At 38.1% G+C, this 23,604-nt stretch carries 20 protein-coding genes; 18 read left to right on the plus strand and 2 right to left on the minus strand.

Translation table 11 applies throughout. The features are described 5' to 3' along the window. Positions 1 to 163: 163 nt before the first annotated feature. Together CJ229_RS07355 and CJ229_RS07360 are read left to right on the plus strand one after the other, a co-directional pair. Positions 164 to 3,850: a S8 family serine peptidase gene (locus CJ229_RS07355; protein ID WP_102167767.1), complete on the plus strand. Its 3,687-nt coding sequence runs from the start codon at positions 164 to 166 to the stop codon at positions 3,848 to 3,850. Positions 3,851 to 3,900: 50 nt separating this feature from the next. Next, complete coding sequence (locus CJ229_RS07360) at positions 3,901 to 4,416, plus strand: C40 family peptidase (protein ID WP_070458049.1); 516 nt, start codon at positions 3,901 to 3,903, stop codon at positions 4,414 to 4,416. A 30-nt stretch (positions 4,417 to 4,446) separates the two neighbouring features. Here the strand turns inward: CJ229_RS07360 and CJ229_RS07365 are convergent, their stop codons facing one another. Then, positions 4,447 to 5,430 carry an oxygen-dependent tRNA uridine(34) hydroxylase TrhO gene (locus CJ229_RS07365; RefSeq protein WP_068129634.1) on the minus strand — a complete coding sequence of 328 codons (984 nt, stop codon included), beginning with the start codon at positions 5,428 to 5,430 and terminating at the stop codon, positions 4,447 to 4,449. A 161-nt stretch (positions 5,431 to 5,591) separates the two neighbouring features. On the opposite strand from CJ229_RS07365, the gene CJ229_RS07370 reads away from it, so the two are divergent. The 9 genes from CJ229_RS07370 to purD all read left to right on the plus strand — a co-directional run bounded on the left by CJ229_RS07370 (position 5,592) and on the right by purD (position 15,864). Beyond that, positions 5,592 to 6,242, plus strand: coding sequence for a DsbA family oxidoreductase (locus tag CJ229_RS07370; RefSeq protein ID WP_180953419.1), 651 nt, complete (start codon positions 5,592 to 5,594; stop codon positions 6,240 to 6,242). Between the two features lie 144 nt (positions 6,243 to 6,386). Then, on the plus strand, positions 6,387 to 6,869 hold the full coding sequence (gene purE / locus CJ229_RS07375; RefSeq protein ID WP_068129642.1) for a 5-(carboxyamino)imidazole ribonucleotide mutase: 483 nt from the start codon (positions 6,387 to 6,389) through the stop codon (positions 6,867 to 6,869). Continuing rightward, entirely contained in the window at positions 6,856 to 7,962 is a 1,107-nt protein-coding gene (gene purK / locus CJ229_RS07380) for a 5-(carboxyamino)imidazole ribonucleotide synthase (protein WP_070623463.1), read from the plus strand. The genes purE and purK overlap by 14 nt, the downstream gene beginning before the upstream one ends. Before the next feature lie 30 nt (positions 7,963 to 7,992). Beyond that, complete coding sequence (purL, locus tag CJ229_RS07385; protein ID WP_068129646.1) at positions 7,993 to 10,155, plus strand: phosphoribosylformylglycinamidine synthase subunit PurL; 2,163 nt, start codon at positions 7,993 to 7,995, stop codon at positions 10,153 to 10,155. A 24-nt stretch (positions 10,156 to 10,179) separates the two neighbouring features. Continuing rightward, positions 10,180 to 11,562 (plus strand): amidophosphoribosyltransferase, encoded by a 1,383-nt coding sequence (gene purF / locus CJ229_RS07390; RefSeq protein WP_371440541.1) that lies wholly within the window; start codon positions 10,180 to 10,182, stop codon positions 11,560 to 11,562. 2 nt (positions 11,563 to 11,564) lie between these two features. Next, positions 11,565 to 12,584, plus strand: coding sequence for a phosphoribosylformylglycinamidine cyclo-ligase (gene purM / locus CJ229_RS07395; RefSeq protein WP_102167769.1), 1,020 nt, complete (start codon positions 11,565 to 11,567; stop codon positions 12,582 to 12,584). Beyond that, positions 12,556 to 13,134, plus strand: coding sequence for a phosphoribosylglycinamide formyltransferase (gene purN / locus CJ229_RS07400; protein ID WP_317846551.1), 579 nt, complete (start codon positions 12,556 to 12,558; stop codon positions 13,132 to 13,134). Before purM ends, purN begins: the two co-directional genes overlap by 29 nt. Further along, positions 13,131 to 14,609, plus strand: coding sequence for a bifunctional phosphoribosylaminoimidazolecarboxamide formyltransferase/IMP cyclohydrolase (gene purH / locus CJ229_RS07405; protein WP_068129673.1), 1,479 nt, complete (start codon positions 13,131 to 13,133; stop codon positions 14,607 to 14,609). Before purN ends, purH begins: the two co-directional genes overlap by 4 nt. Before the next feature lie 13 nt (positions 14,610 to 14,622). Next, positions 14,623 to 15,864, plus strand: coding sequence for a phosphoribosylamine--glycine ligase (gene purD / locus CJ229_RS07410; RefSeq protein ID WP_102167771.1), 1,242 nt, complete (start codon positions 14,623 to 14,625; stop codon positions 15,862 to 15,864). Between the two features lie 55 nt (positions 15,865 to 15,919). On the opposite strand, the gene CJ229_RS07415 is transcribed toward purD, so the two are convergent. Next, positions 15,920 to 16,198 carry a hypothetical protein gene (locus CJ229_RS07415; RefSeq protein WP_040929530.1) on the minus strand — a complete coding sequence of 93 codons (279 nt, stop codon included), beginning with the start codon at positions 16,196 to 16,198 and terminating at the stop codon, positions 15,920 to 15,922. Between the two features lie 107 nt (positions 16,199 to 16,305). Between CJ229_RS07415 and CJ229_RS07420 the strand changes: the two genes are divergently transcribed. The 7 genes from CJ229_RS07420 (at position 16,306) to CJ229_RS07450 (ending at position 23,559) form a co-directional block, all read left to right on the plus strand. After that, a complete protein-coding gene (locus CJ229_RS07420) occupies positions 16,306 to 16,809 on the plus strand; it encodes a GNAT family N-acetyltransferase (protein WP_180953420.1) in 504 nt (167 codons plus the stop codon). A gap of 29 nt (positions 16,810 to 16,838) precedes the next feature. Next, positions 16,839 to 18,026 carry a dicarboxylate/amino acid:cation symporter gene (locus tag CJ229_RS07425; RefSeq protein WP_102167773.1) on the plus strand — a complete coding sequence of 396 codons (1,188 nt, stop codon included), beginning with the start codon at positions 16,839 to 16,841 and terminating at the stop codon, positions 18,024 to 18,026. Between the two features lie 113 nt (positions 18,027 to 18,139). Next, complete coding sequence (locus tag CJ229_RS07430) at positions 18,140 to 19,285, plus strand: MFS transporter (protein ID WP_102167774.1); 1,146 nt, start codon at positions 18,140 to 18,142, stop codon at positions 19,283 to 19,285. Between the two features lie 3 nt (positions 19,286 to 19,288). Next, the gene (locus CJ229_RS07435) at positions 19,289 to 20,188 is read left to right on the plus strand and encodes a hypothetical protein (RefSeq protein WP_102167775.1); all 900 of its coding nucleotides are present in this window, start codon (positions 19,289 to 19,291) and stop codon (positions 20,186 to 20,188) included. Between the two features lie 124 nt (positions 20,189 to 20,312). Further along, positions 20,313 to 20,678, plus strand: a complete 366-nt coding sequence (locus CJ229_RS07440) for a GntR family transcriptional regulator (RefSeq protein ID WP_040929525.1) — start codon at positions 20,313 to 20,315, stop codon at positions 20,676 to 20,678. A gap of 18 nt (positions 20,679 to 20,696) precedes the next feature. Further along, positions 20,697 to 21,602 carry an ABC transporter ATP-binding protein gene (locus CJ229_RS07445; protein WP_068129692.1) on the plus strand — a complete coding sequence of 302 codons (906 nt, stop codon included), beginning with the start codon at positions 20,697 to 20,699 and terminating at the stop codon, positions 21,600 to 21,602. Then, entirely contained in the window at positions 21,574 to 23,559 is a 1,986-nt protein-coding gene (locus CJ229_RS07450; protein WP_102167776.1) for an ABC-2 transporter permease, read from the plus strand. Before CJ229_RS07445 ends, CJ229_RS07450 begins: the two co-directional genes overlap by 29 nt. Positions 23,560 to 23,604: the final 45 nt, after the last annotated feature.

A 23,604-nucleotide genomic window follows, 5' to 3' on the forward strand; every position in this document is an offset into this window, starting at 1 on the left:
TTTCATTCATATAAAACGCACATCAACTCGATGTGCGTTTTTTTATTTCGGATTTTAAAATAATTTTTATAAATCATATTGCATTTATTTAACTAAAGCGTTAACATAACTGTAAATATCAAATTTTCAGAATTTGATATTAAAATTTTTAGGAGGTTTGTATATGGTAGAGCAACTTAGACGTTTGTTTTTACTGTTCTCAATCGTTCTAATTGTTTTAACCTCGTTCTCGCCACTCGCTAATGCGGCTGAAAATGATTTTGATTTAGACAGCACGCTTAGAGTAGAAGGTTTAAAGCACGATGTTAAACTAACAAAAGAACAACTTGAACAACAGCGAGCAATTGCTGAACAATTAGAACTTATCAATGGTCCAGCAACAATCTCTGAAAACTTAGAAGGAGAGACAGGGCAAGTAGATGTAATTGTCCACTATCGTACGCCGTCTGTAGGGTTAGCAAAAGGTATCGCTAATGCGAAAGGCAAAAACTTTACAGCAGCAGACGAAAAGAAGGTTAAAAACGAAATCGCAAAAGAACGATTACGTGTTCAAAAAGAAAGAAAGTTTAAGAAGATAAAAGTTAAGGAGAAGAAGAAATACGACGTAGTCTTAAATGCTGAGGCATTAACAGTTGATGCAAAAGACTTAGACAAGCTGATTGAGCTTAAAGATGTTGCATTTGTTGAAAAAGATACTGTTGTAACTTTAGATCCTGAAATTACGAAAATACATACTCCAGAATCAGCTGAGGTAGCAAAAGGTGAGGATGATGTTTCATCTAACCTAATACCTGCTTTAAAACACCTTGAAATCGAAAAGGTTTGGGAAATTGGTGAAAAAGGTAACGGCGTTAAAGTCGGAGTACTCGACACTGGAATTGACTACAACCACCCAGACTTAAAAGATGTTTATAAAGGTGGACGTAACTACGTAGAAGGTAATGAATACAAATCACCACGTGCAGCAGATGATCCGTATGAAACTAATCCGGCAGAGCGTCCAGACAATGTTCCAGAAGAAAGAAACGGAAGTGAGTACTGGACAACTCACGGTACACACGTAGCGGGGACAATTGCAGCACAAGGTAACAACGAATACGGTGTTGTTGGTGTTGCGCCGAACGTTCAATTATATGCATACCGCGTGCTTGGAGCATATGGTAGCGGGTATACGAACTGGATTGTAAGTGGTATTGAAGACGCAGTTAAAGACGGCATGGACGTTATTAACTTATCACTCGGTAACGGCTCACCAGAAGAAGCGCAAGCAAACTCATTTGCAGTTAACAACGCTATGTTACTTGGTACAGTTGCTGTATCAGCGACAGGTAACTCAGGACCTAACCGTTCTACAGTTGGTGGTCCAGCTTCAGGAGCGATTGGTATTGGTGTAGGTAACACGACACTACCAGAGTTAAAATACTACGCAAATGTTACGTTAGAATCTGGAGACTATAAAAAAGAGTTAAAAGACGTACTCTTTATGACATACACAATGAATGAAAATCCAGCAGACCAACTAAGTGATACTGAAGAAGTAGTTGCAGTACCAAATGTTGGTAAAGTAGAAGACTTTAAAGGACTGGATGTAAAAGATAAAGTTGCACTTATTCAACGTGGAGATATTCCATTTGTTGAAAAAGTTCAAAACGCTAAAGAACAAGGTGCAAAAGGGGTTATTATTTATAACTCTGAAAGTGGAAGCGGCGCACCTGGTCCAACAGGATTATTCTTAGGTAAATCATTCCACTACGTACCGACATTAGATGTTGGTTACACTGACGGTAAAGAGTTCAAAGAAGCTATCGACAAAAACAAAGAAGGTAAAGTGACGTTTAACTCATTTAAAGATGAAGTATCAGGTGGAGACGAAATGAACGATTCATCTTCTAGAGGTCCGTCGAAACCAAACTTTGACATTAAGCCGGATGTTTCAGCACCGGGTACAAACATCTTATCTACAGTACCAGTGTTTAAAGCATTCGACGAAAATATGGATTACACATATGCATTCGCAGAGTACACAGGTACTTCAATGGCAACTCCACATGTTGCAGGTATTGCAGCGTTAACCTTAGAGTTAAATCCTGATTACACGCCATTTGATGTGAAATCTGCACTTTCAAACACAGCGAAATTACTCGACACATCTACATTTGATGTATTCGATCAAGGTGCTGGACTTGTACAACCGTATGCAGCTTCAACAACTGACTCACTACTTAAAGTGAATCATGAAACAGAAATGGACGGAACAGTTCATGAACATACACGCGGTACTATGTCATTTGGAAAAATGCAAAGTGGAGAATCAAAAACTAAAGAATTATTCATCGAGAATAATAGTGGTTCATCTGTAAACTACAACATCGAAATTGAAATGTTATCAGATGTTGGAATTAACCTTAAAGCGAGCGAAACTTCAGTATCAACAGCAGACAATGCGTCTGTAGAATTTACGATTGATGCTCCTGAAGACACACCAGACGGAACAGAAGTCCAAGGTTACATTCACGTGAAGAGTGACCACGGTGATTACAGCGTTCCATTTGCAGCTCTAATCGGTGACGATGCAGGTGGCGAAAGCATTAAGAAAGTTGAATTACAAGACTTACACATTTCACCAAACGATGACGGTGTACAAGATGAAACTGTACTCGACCTTGAGTTTGGTCAACCACAAAGTTATGCGCTTGTTTCATACTTTAACTTACTCGACCCTAAATCTGGTCCAGATAACGATGGGTATGAAGGTACGATTGATTTCTTATTCTTACCAGAATTAAAAAATCAATTACCGATTACAGGTGATATGTACAATATCGTAGATGAAAAACGTGTACCTGGTAAAATTGATGACGGTGTATACACAGTAGATGTTCTATCAATTGATGGACAATCTCAATTAAATTCTGAATTCGATGGTCCATTATTCGTTAAACGTAAAGCGACTGAAATTACAGAAGCTAAAGTTGTCGATGGAAACTTAGATCTCACTGTAGACGATCTTTACATCAACGCATTACCAAAACTTAAAGAGCTTTATGGATTAGACTACGATCCGAACTTATTTGTTAAAGGTAAAGTGAAATTAAGCAACGGTGAAGAAGAGTTAACTGGTAACGGACAATTCACTAAAGAAGGTAAGTTCAACTTCGATCAGAAGTTCGATACTGCTTACCACTTAACAATCGACTTTGCGGACGCAGCTGGTAACAGTAAGACATATGAGTACACTGTAAACCCTGCTGAAAATGATGTAAAAGAAGGACATCACGAATTACCAAACGAACCAGCACCAGAACCAGATCCTGAGCCAGAACCAGGTGATGACGAAGGAGAGTTTGAAGGAGAAGTTGTTTCATTCGATCCAAACAACTATGACGGATTATTCGTAAATGGTAGAAGTGATGTTGTCGCTGATCTTTCTGAATACAACAGTGTAGCTGTTGAGTTAGATAGCAATGCACTAAACACACTTTCAAAACTTAAAAAGAACAAATCGTTAACATTTGATTTAGGTGGTTACGGCGTTAAGTTTAACGTAGATAACTTCAAAGAGTTAAATGATTATGACAACGTATATGTAGTTCTTGAAAGATTTGAATCAGATGGATTATCAGATCAACTTAAAGTAAAACTTATCGGTGAATCAAATGGTGCCGCAGAAGAAGTATCTCAGTTAAATTCAAACTTTGTCGTACTTCTAGAGTCACCAAAACAAAAAGTTAATGTGTTAAATGTTAACTCTGGTGAACAATTCAAAGATAATGGATTATTTAATAAAAAATCTGGACAACTTGAGTTGAAAACTAAAGAGTTTAGCGCATATGTAGTTGTAGAACAATAGTAAGAACGAGCGAAAGCTCGTTCTTCTATTCTTTAGAAGAGGAGGATTATATGAAGAAGCTAATACTTTCTTTTGTTTTATCAGCATGTGCGTGCTTTGTATTATCAAACGAAGCGCATGCGTTAATGTTACAGCCGAGTCAACCATTCTCTGAAGAAGAAGAGGAAAATGATTCTATAACGTATACATATGGAAAGTTTGTAGATGAACATTTTGTACAACCTGATACTGACGCTGCGGATTTTGCGTTACAACTAGCTGTAGGGAAACGATATGTATGGGGTGGGAACTCTAATACAGAAGTTGATTGTTCTGCGTTTACACAGCAGTTTTTAAGAGAATTTAAAGGGATTAACATCTCTAGAACAACATATGATCAAGTGAGAGAAGGTACACGAGTAGAAAACCCTGAACCAGGAGACTTAGTGTTCTTTAACGACTTTGCACACGTTGGTGTATATGTTGGAGATGGAATGATGGTCGACGCATTAAATCCAGACGAAGGTGTCGGACTACGTGCAGTATCATATGTCCATGGTAAAGTGGACGGGTATTATAGATACTAAAAAACACGTCACAATTGTGACGTGTTTTTATTATGCGCGTGGTCCGATCATTTCAGTTTTAGCAAAGTCACTATTACGCATTGCTTCAAGGCGTTCTTCGACTTCTTCTTGTGGAATGTTATGAACCGTAATATATCTGTTTCTAGGGTGCTCTGCACATTTCATTGAGCAAGCGCCTAAATGATTGTGTTGGTTTTCTTCGCTACATAAAATTTGTGCGTTACACTCTGGGTTCGCACAGTTGACGTAGCGTTCACATGGTGTGCCGTCATAATGATCTACACCGATAACTGTTGGGTCGACTTGGTTAATCGGTACTGTTAGGCGTTCATCAAATACGTACATTTGACCGTCCCATAGTTGACCTTTTGTATTTTCGTCTTTAGCGTAAGTTGCGATACCGCCGTGAAGTTGTCCGACGTTTTCTCCAATACCTTCACGTTTTAACCAGCCAGAGAATTTCTCACAACGAATTCCACCTGTACAATATGTTAAGACACGTTTACCTTCAAATAGGTCTTTGTTTTGTCTCACCCATTCCGGTGTATCTCTAAATGTTGAAACTTCAGGTTTAATAGCACCACGGAAGTGTCCAACGTCATATTCGTAGTCATTTCTTACGTCTAATACGACAGTGTTTTCATCTTGAATGGCTTCCATCCACTCTTCGGGTGATAAATAGTCACCCGTAATTTCGTGTGGGTTAATGTCATCTTCTAAACTTAAGTTCACGAGTTCAGGACGTGGGCGGCAATGCATTTTCTTAAATGCATGTGTATCTGCTTCGTCAATTTTAAAAGGCATTCCTTTAAATAGTGGGTGATTGTTCATGTACTCGATGTACTTTTCAGTCTGTTCGTAATCACCTGACACTGTGCCGTTAATCCCTTCATTCGCGACTAAAATACGACCTTTTAGACCGAGGTCTTTACAAAACTGAAGATGCTCATCAGCAAATTCTACTGGATCTTCAATCGTAACGTAGTGGTAATACAGTAATACTCGATATTTCATTTTGTTTTCTCCTATCATACATATAATTGCAAGTTATACTCGATAGATAATCATGCATTAAATATTATAGCAGAAACGGCCTGTTTTCGCATGATACTGTTCAAAAAAGTATAATATTTGGTAAAATAAAAGTACGACTATTTGAAATTAGGATGAGCTGTATGAATATAAAAATATATTTAGATATCGCATGTCCGTATTGCTATATCGCAAAAAAGAAATTTGAAGAAGCGTTAAAGGAATTTAACGAAGTCGATTTTGAAATCGAATATAAAAGCTTTGAACTCAACTATGAAGCACCAAAATATCCAGAGGAAACGTTGATTACGTCATTATCAGAAAGAACAGGTGTGTCTGAAGAAGAAATTCGCAGACAATACCGTATTTTAATCGAGTCTGCAAAAGCAGAAGGTATTGAATTGAATCTAGAAAACGTTGTGCCATCAAATACACGTGATGCGCATCGTTTATTAAAGTTTGCTATTCAAGAAGGAAAAGGTAGTGAAACGTTAGATGAATTATACTATCGTAACTTTAAGTTGAACGAAAACGTTGCTGATAAAGATGCGCTTTTATCAGTTGCTGAAGCGGTAGAACTCGATACAGCACGCGCAAAAGAAGTGATTGAAGATGAATCAGAATTCGCGGAACTTGTACTCGAAGACTTTAATTACGGGAAAATTCTCGGCGTTCAAAGTGTGCCACACTTTATTTTTAACGAGCGCTTTAAAATGAACGGAGCAGCTGAAGTAGATTTATATATTTATGCAATTGAAAAAACATTAGATGATATAAAAAAGGGCGATTTATAATTTAAATCGCCCTTTTTTATGTTTGTTTTCGTTAAAACACAAACATTCGCTTTTAAAAAATAAAAAACGTTCGTATTTTCGGTTTTTTGTCGATGTTTTATGTGGTATATTATTAATGAATTCTTAAAAAACGGAGTGAGTATTTTGGTAGTTAGTATCGTAATGGGTAGTTCTTCTGATTGGCCAACGATGAAAAAAGCAAAAGACATGCTCGACTATTTCGGGATTGAAACAAATGTCGAAGTCGTAAGTGCGCATCGTACGCCTAAAAATATGTATGAATTTGCTGAAAATGCAAAAGAAAAAGGGACGAAAGTAATCATCGCAGGAGCTGGCGGAGCAGCACACTTGCCAGGGATGATCGCTTCGATGACGAACGTACCAGTCGTTGGCGTACCGATTCAAACGAAAGCGTTAAGCGGTGTCGATTCGTTATATTCTATCGTTCAAATGCCAGGTGGTGTACCAGTGGCTACGATGGCAATTGGTGAAGCTGGAGCGACGAATGCTGGAATTTATGCGGCGAAAATGATCGCGATAGAAGACGAATCAGTCTATGACAAATTAGAAGCATACACAAAATCATTAGAAAAAAAAGTGGAGGATATGCAAAATGACCTCAAGTAAGACGATATTACCAATGAAAACAATCGGGATTATCGGTGGTGGACAGCTCGGTAAAATGCTCGCACAAAGTGCCCTTCGAATGGGTTATAAAGTTGCGATTTTAGATCCATCTGAAGATGCCCCTGCTCGTGCGACGTGTCACGAATTTATTCATTCGGACTTTAGTGATGAAAGTGCGCTTAAACAACTTGCAGAAATGTCAGATGTTCTAACGTATGAATTTGAAAACATCGATGCACATTTACTGAGAGATTTAGTCGAACATCACTATGTTCCTCAAGGTGCAGAGACAGTACTCACCCTTCAAGACAGAGAAACTGAAAAAGCAGCAATTCAAAAATCAGGAGCGACAGTCGTACCGTATCAAACGACGAATACAAAAGAAGAATTGCAGCAGTTTATCGAAAAACATGATTACCCTGTGATCGTAAAAACTGCAACAGGTGGTTATGATGGTAAAGGGCAATATTTAATTGAGTCAGAAAAAGATATTAAAGACGTGCCATTTGGAGACGTTGAACTCGTTACAGAAAAATATATCGACCTAGAACGAGAAGTGTCGTTAACAGTAGCAAGAAGCGCAAGTAGTGAAACAGTCGTCTTCCCACTTCAAGAAAACTTACATCGCAATCAAATTCTGTATCGTACGATTGCACCGTCAAGAATTGACGTATTTGAAGAAGCGAAACGACAAGTCGAACTCATCATGGAAGAGTTACTATTCGTCGGAGTCTTCACAGTAGAATTTTTCGTCGACAAAGACAACAACGTCTACGTCAATGAAATCGCACCAAGACCTCACAACTCAGCACATTATACGATTGAAGCGTGTAACATCAGTCAGTTTGACGCACATATATTAGCGGTATGTGATTTACCATTACCAGAAGTTTATCAGCATCAACCAGCGATTATGATGAACTTACTCGGACAAGATTTAGATCGCTTAGAAGATGAATTATATAAACACTCAGACTGGAACGTTCACTTATATGGAAAATCAGACCGTAAACCTGAACGTAAAATGGGCCACGTCACAATACTCACAGATGAAATCGAAACGACATTAAACGATATTAAACAACATTTCTAAAATAAGAAATTAAAACGTTGGAGGAAAATAATGACAAAATTTAATGAACCTACTGCACAACAAATTGCCGATGAGAAACTATATACACAAATGGGATTACGTGAAGATGAGTACGACAAAGTCGTTGAGTTATTAGGAAGACAACCAAACTACACAGAAACTGGAATTTTTGCGTCTATGTGGAGTGAACATTGTAGTTACAAAACATCTAAAACATTTTTACGCCAATTCAACTCAAAAGGTGAACGCGTATTAATGGGACCTGGTGAAGGTGCAGGAGTTGTGGATATTGGCGACAATGAAGCGGTCGTATTTAAAGTAGAATCTCATAACTCTCCGTCAGCAGTTGCACCGTTCCATGGTGCTGCGACTGGTATTGGTGGGATTTTACGTGACATCGTATCAATCGGTTCAACACCAATTGCGCTCGTAAACTCTCTAAGATTTGGTGAGTTAGACAATGATAACAGTAAGTGGTTATTAAAAGAGGCAACAGACGGTTTACAATTTTATGGTAATACGATGGAAATTAGCGCTGTAACTGGAGAAGTAGAATTCGATGAACGTTTCCAAGGACGTCCGCTCGTTAACGCGATGGCAGTCGGTTTAATTAATCATGATGACATTCAAAAAGGGCTCGCACAAGGTGTCGGGAACAAAGTCGTTTATGCAGGTCTTGAAACAGGCAAAGACGGTATTTTAGGTGCGTCATTCTCAAGTGAAGAGTTAGGTGAGGACCGTAAAGTAGAAATTCCAGATACACAAGAAGGATATCCTGAAATCGGTAAACGTTTAATGCACGCAACACTTGAAGCAATCAAACACGATAAACTCGTCGGTATTCAAGATATGGGTGCAGCGGGGCTTACTTCATCTTCAGCAGAAATGGCAGCTAAAGGTGGATACGGTATTGAAATGCATTTAGATAAAGTACCTGTATCTGACGATACAATTTCACCATTTGAAATGATGTTATCTGAAACACAAGAGAGAATGCTTCTCGTCGTAGAAGACGGTTCAGAAGAAGAATTTCTTAAAATTTTCGAAAAACATGATTTACCAGCCGCTGTAATCGGTGAAGTTACTGAAGGTGAATCACTCGTTTTATATTACGAAGGTGAAAAGTACGCAGACCTTCCAACTGAACATTTAGAAAACGCACCAGAAGTTATCTTAGAAGGTAAAGAAAGAGAATTAGATGAAGCAAGAGTAGACTATAGTAACGAAGATTTAGTCGATGTCTTTAAACAACTCATTCACCATCCAACACTTGGAGATAAGTCATACATTTACAACAAATTCGATCGTAAAGAAGACACGCTACAAGGCTCTGGATTTGGTGCAGGAATTGTCCGTATTGGAGACAGCAATAAAGCGATTGCTGTAGCGATTGACGGTAAAGGACGTTACGTTGAAGCAGATCCATATAACGGAGGGAAAGAGACAGTATTACACGCGTTTAGAACGACACTTGCAACAGGTGCGTTACCAATTGCGATGACGGACGGTCTGAACTACGGTAACCCTGAAAATAAAGAAATGTATGAAATTATTAAACAGTCAACTAAAGGTATGGCTGAAGCATCAGTTGCTGTAAATACACCAGTAATTTCAGGAAACGTTTCGTTATATAACGAGACAAAAGACGGCCCAGTATTACCGACACCAATTATCGGTATGGTCGGTTTAATTGAAGACGTGACGTATTTAACTGAGCGATTTGTAAAAGAAGGCGACAGCATTTACGTCGTTGGAGAGTTAACACCTGAATTTAGTGGAAGCCAAATCGAAAAACTCGTCGACAACACAGTGCGTCATACAGAACGTACGGTTGATTTAGATAAAGAATACGCACGTGGTATGGAGTTAAGACAACTATTATTAGATGGTGATTTAGAAAAAATCGCACCGATCGGTCGTGGTGGTTTCATTATCAAACTTGCACAACTCCTATCGCACTATGACTTAGGGGCAGACGTTCAATTAGACGTTCGTGGTGATCTATTATTCAGTGAAACAGCAGGTACGTATATCGTAGTTGGTAAAAAAGGATTAAATATTAAAGACGCTGTAGAAATCGGTACAGTGACAGGTGAAAACTTTAAAGTGAAAGCAGAAGGCTTAGAATTAGACTTACCGATGTCAGAAGTAAAAGAACTATATGAAACAGCAATTACAAGTCGCTTAAATTAAGAATAACTGGAGGAGGAATTTAGCGTGTTTGGTATATGGGGTCATGAAAATGCATCAGAACTCACATATATCGCGCTCCATAGTTTACAACATCGAGGACAAAACGGTGCAGGTATCGTCGCATCAAATGAGGACTACTTATTTGGTGCGCGCGGTATGGGCCTTTTAAATGACGCGATATCTAAAGAACAGCTCGAGTCATTAAAGCCGTTTAAAAATGCGATTGGACACGTCCGTTATGCGACAAAAACTTCGTCTGAACTCGCAAACGTCCAACCGATATTACTAAAAAGTTATTCTGGTGACTTAGGTATATGTCATAACGGTAACTTAACGAACGCGATACAATTACGAAAAGCTTTAGAATCTGAAGGGTCAATCTTTCAAACGACGACAGACGTCGAAGTGATGGCGCATCTTTTAAAACGATCTAAAGCAAGAACTAATAAAGATAGAATTAAAAGTGCACTTAGACAAGTCAAAGGTGCTTTTGTATTTTTACTACTACAAGAAAATAGTTTAACGATTGCAATGGATAACCACGGTGTTCGTCCGTTAATGCTCGGACGAATTGACGATGCGTGGTGTGTCGCGAGTGAAACGTGTGCATTTACTGCAATCGGTGCGGAGTATGTCCGTGATATTGAACCAGGTGAATTTATAACGATTACTGACGACGGTATCGACTTTGATAAGTACTCTTATGTCGAGCGTCCAAATTTATGTTCGATGGAATATATTTATTTTGCGCGCGCAGACTCAGAGTTTCGTCATCAGTCCACATACCGTATTCGTAAAGCGCTCGGAGCTGCACTTGCGAAAGAGTTTAAACATGAAGCAGATCTCGTTATCGGGGTGCCCGATTCAAGTCTCGCTGCAGCGAGAGGTTTTTCATCAGAATCTGGTATTAAACAAGAGGCTGGACTACTTAAAAATCGATATGTCGGACGTACGTTTATTACACCAGGTCAAGAAGCTAGAGAACGTGCAGTACGTATGAAGTTATCTCCGGTGAGAGATATCGTTGAAGGGAAACGAGTCATCGTCATCGATGATTCAATAGTGAGAGGGACGACGAGTAAGTATATCGTTCGCGCACTGAGAAAAGCAGGCGCAACAGAAGTGCACATGGGTGTCTCGTCGCCGCCGTTAAAAGATCCGTGCTATTACGGTATCGACGTCTCAACTCATGCAGAGATTATCGCTTCAAGAAAGTCTGTTGAAGAAATTTGTGAAGAAATTGATGCAGATTCTCTCACGTATTTATCTGTCGAAAGTATGCATGACGTCTATAGACAATTCGGTTCTAGAGGTGAGTGTGACGCATGCTTTACAGGAGATTATCCGATTGAAGTTGTGGACGATTTATTACCACAAGAAAAAGAACAAAAATCTAAAGGAGTTTAATTATGTCTGAGCAATATAAACAAGCTGGCGTAGATATTGAAGCAGGGTATGAAGCGGTTAAACAAATGAAAGTGCACGTACAACAAACTATGCGTAAAGAAGTACTCGGAGGTCTTGGAGGCTTCGGTGCAGCGTTTGATTTATCGCAGTTAAATTTAAAAGAGCCAGTACTCGTATCGGGTACGGATGGTGTTGGTACGAAGTTACAACTTGCGATCGACTCAAATCGCCACGATACGATTGGAATTGACGCAGTTGCGATGTGCGTGAACGATATTTTAACGACAGGTGCAGAGCCACTGTACTTTTTAGACTACATTGCTGTAAATAAAGTAGTCCCTGAACAAGTTGCTGATCTCGTTAAAGGTGTCAGTGAAGGTTGTAAACAAGCAGGATGTGCGTTAATCGGTGGAGAAACTGCTGAAATGGGTGATATGTACGACGAAGGTGCGTATGATATCGCAGGATTTGCAGTCGGTGCGGTTGAGAAATCAGAATATGTTGATTTTGATAGCGTCAATGCTGGAGACGTCATTATCGGGTTACCCTCAAGTGGTATTCATTCAAATGGATATTCACTCGTTCGTAAAATCATTAAAGATAACAACGTTGACGTAAACGATACGTTAAACGGTACGCCTTTAATCGATTTACTACTCGAGCCAACTCGAATCTACGTCAAACAAATACTAAAACTCCAAGAAGACGTTAAAATTAAAGCGATGAGCCATATTACAGGTGGAGGTTTCTATGAAAACATTCCACGTGCGTTAAGAGAAGGGCTCGGTGCTGAAGTGGACGTGACAGACGTTAAAGTACCTGAGATTTTAGAGTGGTTAATCGACCAAGGAAACATTAACCGTGACGAGGCGTATAACGTCTTTAACATGGGCGTAGGTTTTATGATTGTCGTCGATGAAAACGATAAAGACAAAGCACTTGAAAACTTAAAAGCGTCAGGTGAAAGTCCAGTCGTTTTAGGTAAAGTAGTGAATGAAGAAGGACTTACAATCCATGGTTAATGTTGCAGTTTTCGCTTCAGGAAGCGGAAGTAACTTTGAAAATATCGCGACGAGCGACTTACCACTGTCTATAAAAGTATTAATTGTCGACAATAAAGACGCAAAAGCAATTGAACGCGCAAAACGTTTAAATGTACCGTATGAAATTGTCGAAAGAAGCGGTAAAACTAAAGAAGAGTTTGAAGCAGAAATATTAAATGTTTTAAAAGACAAAAATATCGAGTACATATTACTCGCAGGATTTATGAAAATTTTATCGGCAGAATTTATCGAACGATACGACCGTAAAATCATTAATATCCACCCGTCGTTATTACCGAGCTTTAAAGGTAAAAACGGCATATTAGATGCTTATAATTACGGTGTAAAAGTCAGTGGAGTTACGGTGCATTACGTCGACAGTGGTATCGATACTGGTGAAATTATCGATCAAGAACCAGTAGTTTTAAGAGATGACGATACGTTAGAAAGTTTTGAAGAGAAAATTCACGAAGCCGAATATAAGTTATATATTCGCGCGCTTAAAAAAGTGTTGGAGGTAAAAGAATGAGAGCGTTACTCAGTGTTTCAGATAAGACAGGAATTACTGAATTTGGACAGAAACTCGTAGATAACGGCTACGAATTATTTAGTACAGGAGGTACGCTTAAAGCGTTAGAAGACGCGAACGTCCCTGTAAAAAGTGTGTCAGAACTCACGCACTTCCCTGAAATTATGGATGGCCGAGTGAAGACATTACATCCAGCAGTACATGGTGGTTTACTTGCTGATCGTAGTAAACAGTCTCATTTAGACGAGTTAAAAGAGCAAGATATTGATTTAATCGACATGGTTGTCGTTAACCTTTATCCGTTTGAAGAGACGGTAAAAGATGAAAACGTAACGATTGAAGATGCGATTGAAAATATCGATATCGGTGGTCCGACGATGTTACGTGCAGCGGCTAAAAACTATAAACACGTACTCGCAGTAGTAAACCCAGCTGATTACGATGCGGTCATTAGCCGAATTCAAACCGATGACTTAACAGAAGATTTTAGAAGAGAGCTAATGGTTAAAGTATTTAAACATACGACAAATTATGACCAAGCAATCACGAACTTCTTTAGTCAAGCTGAAAAAACACTTCGTTATGGTGAGAACCCGCACCAAAAAGCACGTTATATTCGTACGACAAGTGCACCGAACACGATTTTAAATGCAAAGATTTTAAACGGAAAAGAGCTATCATACAACAACTTCCGTGACGCAGATAGTGCGTATTTACTCGCGCGTAAATTTAACGGTCCTGTAGCAGTTGCTGTTAAACATATGAACCCGTGTGGTGTCGGCGTTGGCGATACGATTTACGACGCGTTTCAAAATGCTTATGACGCAGATCCACAGTCAATATTCGGTGGAATCGTTGCGTTAAACAAAGAAGTCGATTTAGAAACAGCAGAAGCATTAAGCAAAATCTTTTTAGAAGTGATAATTGCACCTAAGTACACTGCAGCGGCATTAGAAAAACTTCAAGAGAAAAAGAACTTACGTGTATTAGAAATTGACTTCACTGAACAAACAGGCGATGAAGAAATCGTTAGCGTATCAGGTGGGTATTTAATCCAAGATAGAGATAACGCTCCGTTAAATATGGATGACGTAACAGTCGTAACGAAAAAAGAACCGACAGACAGTGAATACCGTGCACTTGCTCTCGCGTTAGAAGTTGTTAAGCACGTAAAATCAAACGCGATTGTACTTGCTGATGAACATCGTACAGTCGGTATCGGTGCAGGTCAAATGAACCGTGTCGGTGCGTTAAAAATTGCGATTGAACGTGCAACAAAAGAGTTAGATGGTACGGTCGTTATGGCAAGTGATGGGTTCTTCCCAATGCCAGACTCTGTACAAGTCGCACACGAAGCAGGCATCAACGCAATTATTCAACCAGGTGGATCTAAGCGTGACCAAGATTCGATTGATTACTGTGACGCACATGATATGACGATGGTCACAACTGGTATGAGACACTTTAAACATTAGGAGAGAATAATATATGAATACTTTAGTTATTGGAAGTGGCGGACGAGAGCACGCGATTGTGCGTGCATTGAATCGTTCAGATAGAGTAAATGAAGTATTTGCGTTACCTGGGAATGACGGAATGACGGAAGCGACGCTTGTCGAAGGTATCCCAGTTTCTGAATTCGACCAAATTGGTGAGTTTTGTAAAGAGAAAAATATTGAATGGGTCGTTGTTGGTCCAGAAGATCCATTATCTGAAGGCATTGTAGACAGACTCGAAGACAAATTTAACTTAAAAGTATTTGGTCCTAGAAAACTAGAGGCACAAATGGAGTCGTCTAAATCATTTACAAAACACTTAATGAAAAAATACAGCGTCCCAACAGCAAGTTACGAAGTGTTCACAGATAAGTCGAAAGCAACTGCGTACTTAGAAAATGGAGATTTTCCAATCGTCATTAAAAAAGACGGACTTGCAGCAGGTAAAGGGGTTATCATCGCTCAAGATTTAAGCGAAGCACAGAAGGCGCTCGATGAACTGATGGAAACTGACGGCGAAGTCGTCATCGAGGAATTTTTAGACGGTGACGAATTTAGTTTAATGGTCCTCGTAAATGGTGATGCGTTCACGCCATTTAACATTATCGCACAAGACCATAAACGTGCATTTGATAACGATGAAGGACCAAATACTGGTGGAATGGGTGCATATGCGCCTGTAGATTATATTTCTCAAAATATAATCGATGAAGCGGTAGATAAAATTGTACGTCCGACGGTAAACGCGATGGTTGAGGAAGGGTTAAATTATTTCGGGGTTCTTTATCTCGGTGCTATTATTACAAAAGACGGTGTTAAAACAATCGAGTATAACGCAAGATTCGGTGACCCAGAAGCACAGATTCTTCTCGATTTATTAGAAACAGATTTTGTAGAACTGTTAGAAAGTATGTACAATAAACAACCCCTTCAATTATCGTTTAAAGATGAGTATGCGGTTGGCGTCATACTCGCTTCAGAAGGATATCCAGGTGATTATGAGAAAGCAAAAGAGATCATAATCGAAAAAGGTACGATGGCTGATATTTACGTCAGTGCATTAAAGCATTTAGACGGTGACACATATGAGTCAAATGGTGGCCGTGTATTACTTGCGATTGGACGCGGAGGTACAATCGACGAAGCAAAAGAAAATGCGTACGACACATTATCTAAAGTGAAATACGAATCATCAGATTTCTTTTATAGAAAAGATATCGCATATAAAGCATAAAAATATCCTCTTAAGTTTATTACTTAAGAGGATATTACTATGTAATCAATAATAATTACTTCTGATGTGCTCTTACATTTTTATCAGTAAAACCTTTGAAATGGTAAAACGCGCCGTAAATTAAAGCGAACGGTAAGACGAATAAGATAAGGAAGAAAATACTTCCAACAAACTGTCTAAAACCAAATTCGTTAAAGAATTCTCCGCTTGTCGCGTCAAGTAATGGTGGTAGGAATGCGAAGTAGTAAATCGCTCCCAAAACAATAAAAGCAAAAATGTAAAAAATAAAATTCTTAATGTGGTACGGTTTTGTGTCTTTATCGTACTTAAACATTTAGGCACCGCCTTTTTTAAAATTGTCTTCAAACTTGATATATATATCTGTATAATATCATGTATAAGAAATATTTTAAAGCACTGATTTTAATAAGGAAGATGAAAATGGGGATAAGAAAAGGTAAAAATTCTGATATTGACGACATAATGTCAATAAAAAATGCCGTTGTTATACTGATGAAAGAAAGCGGAAACAACCAGTGGAGCGAAAGTTATCCAGCACGTGACACGCTTTTAAATGACATAGAGAACGAAAACTTATATATTTATGAAGAAGATGGGGAAGTACTCGGATTTATAGTTGCAGATAATCATCATGCGTATGAGTACGACGATATCCCATGGGAACTGGCGAGATTAGATAGTATTGCTTTTCATAGAGCAGCAGTCGACCCAAGAGCACAAGGGCAAGGTATCGCATCGAAACTATTTGACGAAGTTGAAACGCACTTTAAAAATGAAGGGTATCTCGGTGTCCATACGGACACCAATCTAAATAACCTACCGATGCAAAAACTATTCGAAAAGCGCGGATACGAGTACAAAGGTAAACTAAACCTTCATAACAATTTAAATGAATGGTATGTTGCATACGAAAAGGTGTTTTAGAAATTAAAATAAGACTAGGAGGATAAAAAATGAAATTACTCCTTAAGTTATTTTCAGGAATCATTGCCGGAATTATTGTTGGTTCAATTTATTACTTCTCGGCAGATGGCACAACGTTCCACAGCATTATGGAAATCGTCACACGACTATTCATCACAATGCAAAGCATACTCGGATCGTTTATATTCTTTTTAATTCCGTTAATTATATTTTTCTTTATTGCTGACGGGGTTTCTTCTATTGGACGAGGTGCCGGAAAAGTTGTCGGTGCAACGATAGGAGTTGCATACATCTCTACAATTGGTGCAGGACTTTTAGCATTTGTCGTTGCTAAATTCTTAATGCCAATCGTTACTAAAGGCGGACAAATTCAAGAGGAAGGAACAGAGCTCGGTCCACTGTTAGAGTTCGACATCCCAGCACCACTTGATATTTTAACGGCGCTAGTACTTGCGTTTTCAGTTGGTATCGTCATTAACATCATCAAAGCTGAGACGATGAAACAATGGATACATGACGGTAAACAGGTCGTTGAGTTTTTAATCGAAAAAGTAGTCATTACAATTTTACCGTTCTACATCGCAGGTGTATTTGCTGGAATGGCATCTACAGGTACAGTGTTTAAGACACTTTCTGTATTTGGAGTCGTATTACTCATCGCGATTGCACTCCACTGGATATGGATTACAATTCAGTATACAATCGCAGGTTCATTACTTGGTAAAAATCCATTTAAGATGATTAAAACAATGCTCCCAGCATACGTAACAGCACTCGGTACAATGAGTAGTGCAGCGACAATTTCAGTCACACTACCAAAAGCAAAAGAGATGGGAGTACGAGACAAAATCGCAGATTTTGTTATCCCACTCGGAGCGAACATTCACTTATCAGGTTCAGCAATTACAATTACATCATGTTCTATTGCTGTAATGAGTGTATTACCTGAATATAATACACCTGGAATGTTAAAAATGATCGGGTTCGTATTACTCATTGGTGTCGTGATGGTAGCAGCACCTGGTGTGCCAGGAGGCGCAGTAATGGCGGCAAGTGGAATACTCGTATCACATTTAGGCTTCAACGAAGCGGCAGTCGCGTTAATGATTGCATTATATATGGCACAAGATAGCTTTGGAACTGCAGCAAACATCACAGGTGATGGTGCTATTGCAGGTATCATCGATGCATATGACCAAAGTTTAAGTAAAAAATAACGTTCGACGCTCCTGATAAAGTCAGGAGCGTTTTTTGTTCAACCCCACATCATGACTTTATGCATCTCTTTTAATATAATAGAGCTATTACATAAATGTAGGGAAGGTTTAGTTTGAGAAAGTTAATATATGTCATTATTATCATATGTTTTTTAGATTTATTTGTTCAATTCCCGATCGTTACGCCGTACGCGCTTGAACTTGGTGCAAGTGAGTTTATGGCGAGTGTCGTCGTTGCAGCGTATTCTGTAACGAATGTTCTCGGTAACGTTCTCGGTGGATATTTTTCTGATAGATTTGGTAGGAAGAGAACACTTCTTCTTGGAATGATTCTACAAGTACTAATTATTAGCTCATATATATCGACGCCAACGATTGGTGTGTTAATTGGTATTCGCGTCGTGCACGGATTTACGAGCGGTATGATTACGCCGGCTGCGTTTAGTTTAGTTCAAGATATTTCTAGACGTGAAGCGATCGGTAAAGCGATGGCGCTAACTGGTGTTTCGATTGGACTCGCTGCGATTTTCGGTCCTGCAGCAGGAGGTATCCTCTCTAGCAAGTATGGATACGCGAATACGTACTTAATACTTGCACTTGTGTATGTGGTTGGGCTTTTACTTACGATTGTTGCGGTTAAAGAAAGTACAACTGTACAGTCGAGAAGAGAATATAATGAGACGAAATGGACGACGTTAATTACGAGACGTCCGTTAGTCATTGCATACATTTCGTCTTTAGCGTTAATGACGTCAATGGGTGCTTTATCTTTTGCATTACCGATTAAAACGATGTCGCTCGGATTAGATGATCGAGTGACAGGGATGCTTTTAAGTGTGTTTGGAATTACAGCTGTAATCGTATTTGGATCTCCGTTAAATAATATGTTTAACCGAGTCGCTGTAAACAGATTAATAAAAATCGGTCTCGTCATTATTTCGCTTGCGATGATTCTCATTCACTTTGGACAAGGTATGAGCATGTTGTACGCAGCACTCGGTATATACGGAATAGGATATGCGCTCGTATTCCCATCGATGAATAAATTAATCGGCCAATTTACGACGATGAGTGAACGTGGGAAAGCGAACGGTATATTTTATGCGTTCTTCTCTGTTGGTTCGGTCGTCGGTTCTACACTTGCAGGGTACTTTACTGAACAGTTTACGATTCCATTTTTCAGCATGGCAATCGTATTAATCGTGTTGTTAGTAGTATTTGCAGTACTCGATAGAGGTATAAACTTTAAAGAGGTGTAACGCATGAAAAAGATATTACTTATTGGTGTATACGGAGAAATCGGTAGAAATCTGTATGACACTTTAAAAGATACAAATGAACTGTATGCGTTTATGAACAAAGAGGATACAGAAACGTTAGATAAAATTCACCCAATTTATTCAAATCCATATAAATTAGAACATATGGTTGAAGTGGTTAAAGGAATGGATTTAATTATATTTTTTGAAGATCCGATTATGAGGTTTAGCAAAATCACACAAGGGCGTTTCGATACATTCTTTGAACTCATTGCAGATAACGTCGGCCGTGCAGCCGAATATAATGGTGTGAAAGACATTATCTATATTTCAGAAGAAATAGTGCATGAAGACGTGAAGCGTACGTTGACATCGTATGACGTTAACGTGATAACGACTGATACGAGAGTGAAGCGCCTCGGTAAAAGTTTAAAATATAATAACTCTCATAACAAAACGATGCGAAGTGCACAGCGCGCTGAAATACCAAGAGGTTGGACGCTTGAAGGAGTTATGAAATATTACTTTAAATGGCTCGACGAAATTATTTTCGGTATGTTTAAAATTGAGTCTGTTGGCGATGAAATCCACATGACGATAGAAACATCTCGAACACCATTACTCACATTAAGGCGTAGAAAAAACACACCTGAAAGGCAAATCGTTTTTGACGTCGTCGGAGGACGTTTAGCTAAAAGAAGTGACAGTTGGTTAGAATTTAGAGAGTTAAAACACGAAAAATCATTCATTATGGCATTACATGATTTTGATCCTGCATTACCATGGCCAATATATGCAATCACTCAAGCACCGCTTCACGGTTTAGTGAGCCGTATATATCAAATGGAAATGATTATCAACGATACGATTATTGAAGAAAATATTAAAAATAATCCAGAATAATAGAAGTGGATTACCACTTCTATTTTTTATTTTAAAAATATCTGTATTAATTTGAGTAATACAGTTGTAATTTTTTAAAACTAACTGTATCATATTAATTGAGACAGTTAGATGGAGGTGCAATATGTTCGATTTAAGATTTTCAAAAGATACCCCAATATATGAACAGTTGATTGATCATATAAAAGAAATGATTATTAAACAAGTATTATTACCAGATGAAAAGATGCCATCAGTAAGGGCGCTTGCGGGTCAACTGACAATCAGTCCGAATACGATTCAAAAAGCTTATGGTGAACTTGAGCAACAAGGATACATTTACTCGATTCCAGGAAAAGGAAGTTACGTACAAGAAATGGCCGATGACACTCAAAATAACCAATACATTAAAGAACTGTATGGAAGTTTCAATCGTGTGGTACTCGAGCTATTACATATGAATGAAACTAAAGAAGATATCAAACGTGCTGTCGACCGTTGCGAAGTATAAATATAGGAGGTTAAGTAAATGAACATAAATACACACAAGCTCAGCAAAAGTTTTATCGATGAACTTGCAGTAAATAAAGTTGACTTAAACGTCAAAAGTGGAACGATTCACGGGCTTATCGGTTCTAACGGAGCAGGTAAAACGACGCTTTTAAAAATATTAGCAGGTATTTATAAAGCAGATGAAGGTGAAGCACTATTCGATGACGCACCTGTTTTTGAAAACATAGACGTGAAAAACCGTGTAATTTTTATAGGAGATATGCCGTTTTTCTTTAGTGGGTTTTCGTTAATGCAAATGGCAAATCATTATAAGACGATTTATAGTAACTGGAGTGACGAGCGTTTTGAAAAGCTGTATAGTTACTTTAAGTTAAATCCGAAAAAACCATTAAATGAAATGTCTAAAGGGATGAGACGTCAAGCGTCATTTATACTCGCGTTTTCATCTAAACCAGACGTACTATTACTCGACGAACCATTTGACGGGTTAGACCCAATCGTTCGAAGACAAATTAAGAATATCATTTTACAGGACGTTGAAAGTTACGGCTTAACAGTATTCTTATCGAGCCATAACTTACTCGAAATGGAAAATATATGTGATGCGATATCTATTATGCACGACGGAAAAGTACTGTACACAAACAGTATTCACGATATGAAAGATACGCATTGTAAACTACAAATCGCGTTTAAAGAGTTACCAGACGAATCGTTCTACAAAAAGTTAAACGTCGTCCAACACTCGATTCAAGGACGTGTAATTACAGCAATTATTAAAGGCGACATTAAAAATGTCGAAGTAAATATTTCAAAATACGAACCACTCATGTACGATATTTTACCAATTACGTTAGATGAGATGTTCGCTTATGAAATGGGGGAGACAGGATATGCAATCGAAAACATCGTTGTTGAATAAAGTACTCGTTAAAAACTTTACGAGTTCAGTGATGTGGTTAACGGTCGGATATTTCTTATTATCATTACTATCATTACCGTTACCAATATATATATCATCACTGAATATGGGTGCTGAAGATTATGGAATGGCTTTTGGGAATGATAATGCATTATTCATTTATGGGCATATTCATTTAGTTATTTCTATTATTTTCAGTGCGACTTTAGCGATCGTAATTTATAACTATAAAAACAAAGCGGACACGAATGATTTTATCCACAGTCTTCCAATTAAGAGACTCGCGATTTTTAATAGTGGATTTTTTGTTGGTGTCGTCTCGATTTTAGTGCCGACACTACTTACAGCATTCGTCATCATGATTGAAAAATCATTTATCAGTATATCAATTTCAATGAAGCATATCGCTGTTTGGCTATTATTTATACTGATTGCTCAAGTAATGGTATTTATTATCAGTGTGTTTGCTGGGATGTTCGTAAACTCAATCACACTGCATATCGAAATGATACTCATCATGATGTTTGTACCTTATGTATTATGGTTTGCGATTGTATTTAATGCAGCGACATTTTTTGACGGTATTATGCTATACACTGCTGGTGGATTTAGAACGCTACTTGAACCGATGGAAAACACAAGTATAGTCATATACTTATTTAAAGCATTTGGCGAAGGCGGATTTGGTGGAAGTTCGTTCATCGTTTGGTTAATCGTAATTATCGGATTACTCGTCGGTAGTGCTTATCTATATAAAATTAGACGTAACGAGCGTGTGAACCAACCGTTTAACTATCAATTTATGTACTACGTACTCGTCGTATTACTATCGATTCTCGGAATGTTACTATTAAGTGGTGTATTATCAGTACTCTTACCAGATTACAGAACGTTATCGATCTTAATCATTACGTTTAGTGCAGTCGTCACATACGTATTTGTACTTATGTTTACTCAAGACACAGTGCGCATCAAATTCAGATTAAAAGAAGCGATGATTACACTAATCAGTGTTGTATTATTCCTAGTTGGATTCTTCGTTTACTGGGATCGTTATACGAGTTATATACCGAATGAATCAGACATTAAAGGTGTAAACTATAACGATGGAAATGGCATTCACAATGTCAACGTTGAAGACTCAGACAAATTTAACGAAAACTATACGTTCGACATCGAAGCAGATAAAATTAAAGAAGTGCGTGATCTGCATAGTGAAATTGTACGCACGGATTCAGGTAGAAATAATGAAGAAATCGCACCAACTGTTACAATTTCGTACTTACTAAAAAATGGTAAAGTAGTGTCACGACAATTCGGAGAAATTAGTGCATCAAGCGACGTCGGAAAGCGTATTATCAATTCAGATATACCATCCTTTAGTAAAGACAAAGACTTTTTATATCAAGTAAAAAGTGAGAAGTTTGAATCAATATCAACAATGACAATTGGTAGTACGATGTTTGATCCAGAACAGATATCATTAAAAGATTTCAATGTATTAGCTAAAGGTTACCAAAATGAGATGAACAACATCGACACAGAATCTGACATTTTTGCTGAAACGGGAACTATTAATATAGATGTGAACACGAATTACAAGGTATTTAGTGCGTATTCTGGTCTGACATCACTATACAACAAAGCACTTCAGTCATTTATGAAAGAACACGACTATGAGTTTAATAATTACAGCGGAAGTATGCTATATAAAGTCGATTTAAGTAAAGTAGATGATGTGAAGCAACTATTTAATGATATTAAAACGAAATCGTACAGTGAAGTATCTAAAAAATACGATTTTGTCGAAGTGGCTGAAGCAGACAAAGAAGAAGAATTTAATAAACTAAACGAGATGAACTTTGATATGTCAGGAGATACACTCTACATTATCGGAGATCACTACAACGACGGAGATTCACTAATGTATGTTGAATTATCAGTAGTTGTAAAGTAAAAGTTTAAGACTGTAGACATTGTCTACAGTCTTTTTTAGTTTTTC

Source organism: Nosocomiicoccus massiliensis (genome assembly GCF_002871345.2).
Classification (GTDB): domain Bacteria; phylum Bacillota; class Bacilli; order Staphylococcales; family Salinicoccaceae; genus Nosocomiicoccus; species Nosocomiicoccus ampullae_A.

Bases quoted from the DNA above. Each gene is read 5' to 3' on its own strand.
- CJ229_RS07355 (WP_102167767.1), top strand. From the start codon at position 164: ATGGTAGAGCAACTTAGACGTTTGTTTTTACTGTTCTCAATCGTTCTA.
- CJ229_RS07360 (WP_070458049.1), top strand. From the start codon at position 3,901: ATGAAGAAGCTAATACTTTCTTTTGTTTTATCAGCATGTGCGTGCTTT.
- CJ229_RS07365 (WP_068129634.1), bottom strand. From the start codon at position 5,430: ATGAAATATCGAGTATTACTGTATTACCACTACGTTACGATTGAAGAT.
- CJ229_RS07370 (WP_180953419.1), top strand. From the start codon at position 5,592: ATGAATATAAAAATATATTTAGATATCGCATGTCCGTATTGCTATATC.
- purK (WP_070623463.1), top strand. From the start codon at position 6,856: ATGACCTCAAGTAAGACGATATTACCAATGAAAACAATCGGGATTATC.
- purL (WP_068129646.1), top strand. From the start codon at position 7,993: ATGACAAAATTTAATGAACCTACTGCACAACAAATTGCCGATGAGAAA.
- purM (WP_102167769.1), top strand. From the start codon at position 11,565: ATGTCTGAGCAATATAAACAAGCTGGCGTAGATATTGAAGCAGGGTAT.
- purN (WP_317846551.1), top strand. From the start codon at position 12,556: ATGAAGAAGGACTTACAATCCATGGTTAATGTTGCAGTTTTCGCTTCA.
- purH (WP_068129673.1), top strand. From the start codon at position 13,131: ATGAGAGCGTTACTCAGTGTTTCAGATAAGACAGGAATTACTGAATTT.
- purD (WP_102167771.1), top strand. From the start codon at position 14,623: ATGAATACTTTAGTTATTGGAAGTGGCGGACGAGAGCACGCGATTGTG.
- CJ229_RS07415 (WP_040929530.1), bottom strand. From the start codon at position 16,198: ATGTTTAAGTACGATAAAGACACAAAACCGTACCACATTAAGAATTTT.
- CJ229_RS07420 (WP_180953420.1), top strand. From the start codon at position 16,306: ATGGGGATAAGAAAAGGTAAAAATTCTGATATTGACGACATAATGTCA.
- CJ229_RS07425 (WP_102167773.1), top strand. From the start codon at position 16,839: ATGAAATTACTCCTTAAGTTATTTTCAGGAATCATTGCCGGAATTATT.
- CJ229_RS07435 (WP_102167775.1), top strand. From the start codon at position 19,289: ATGAAAAAGATATTACTTATTGGTGTATACGGAGAAATCGGTAGAAAT.
- CJ229_RS07440 (WP_040929525.1), top strand. From the start codon at position 20,313: ATGTTCGATTTAAGATTTTCAAAAGATACCCCAATATATGAACAGTTG.
- CJ229_RS07445 (WP_068129692.1), top strand. From the start codon at position 20,697: ATGAACATAAATACACACAAGCTCAGCAAAAGTTTTATCGATGAACTT.
- CJ229_RS07450 (WP_102167776.1), top strand. From the start codon at position 21,574: ATGCAATCGAAAACATCGTTGTTGAATAAAGTACTCGTTAAAAACTTT.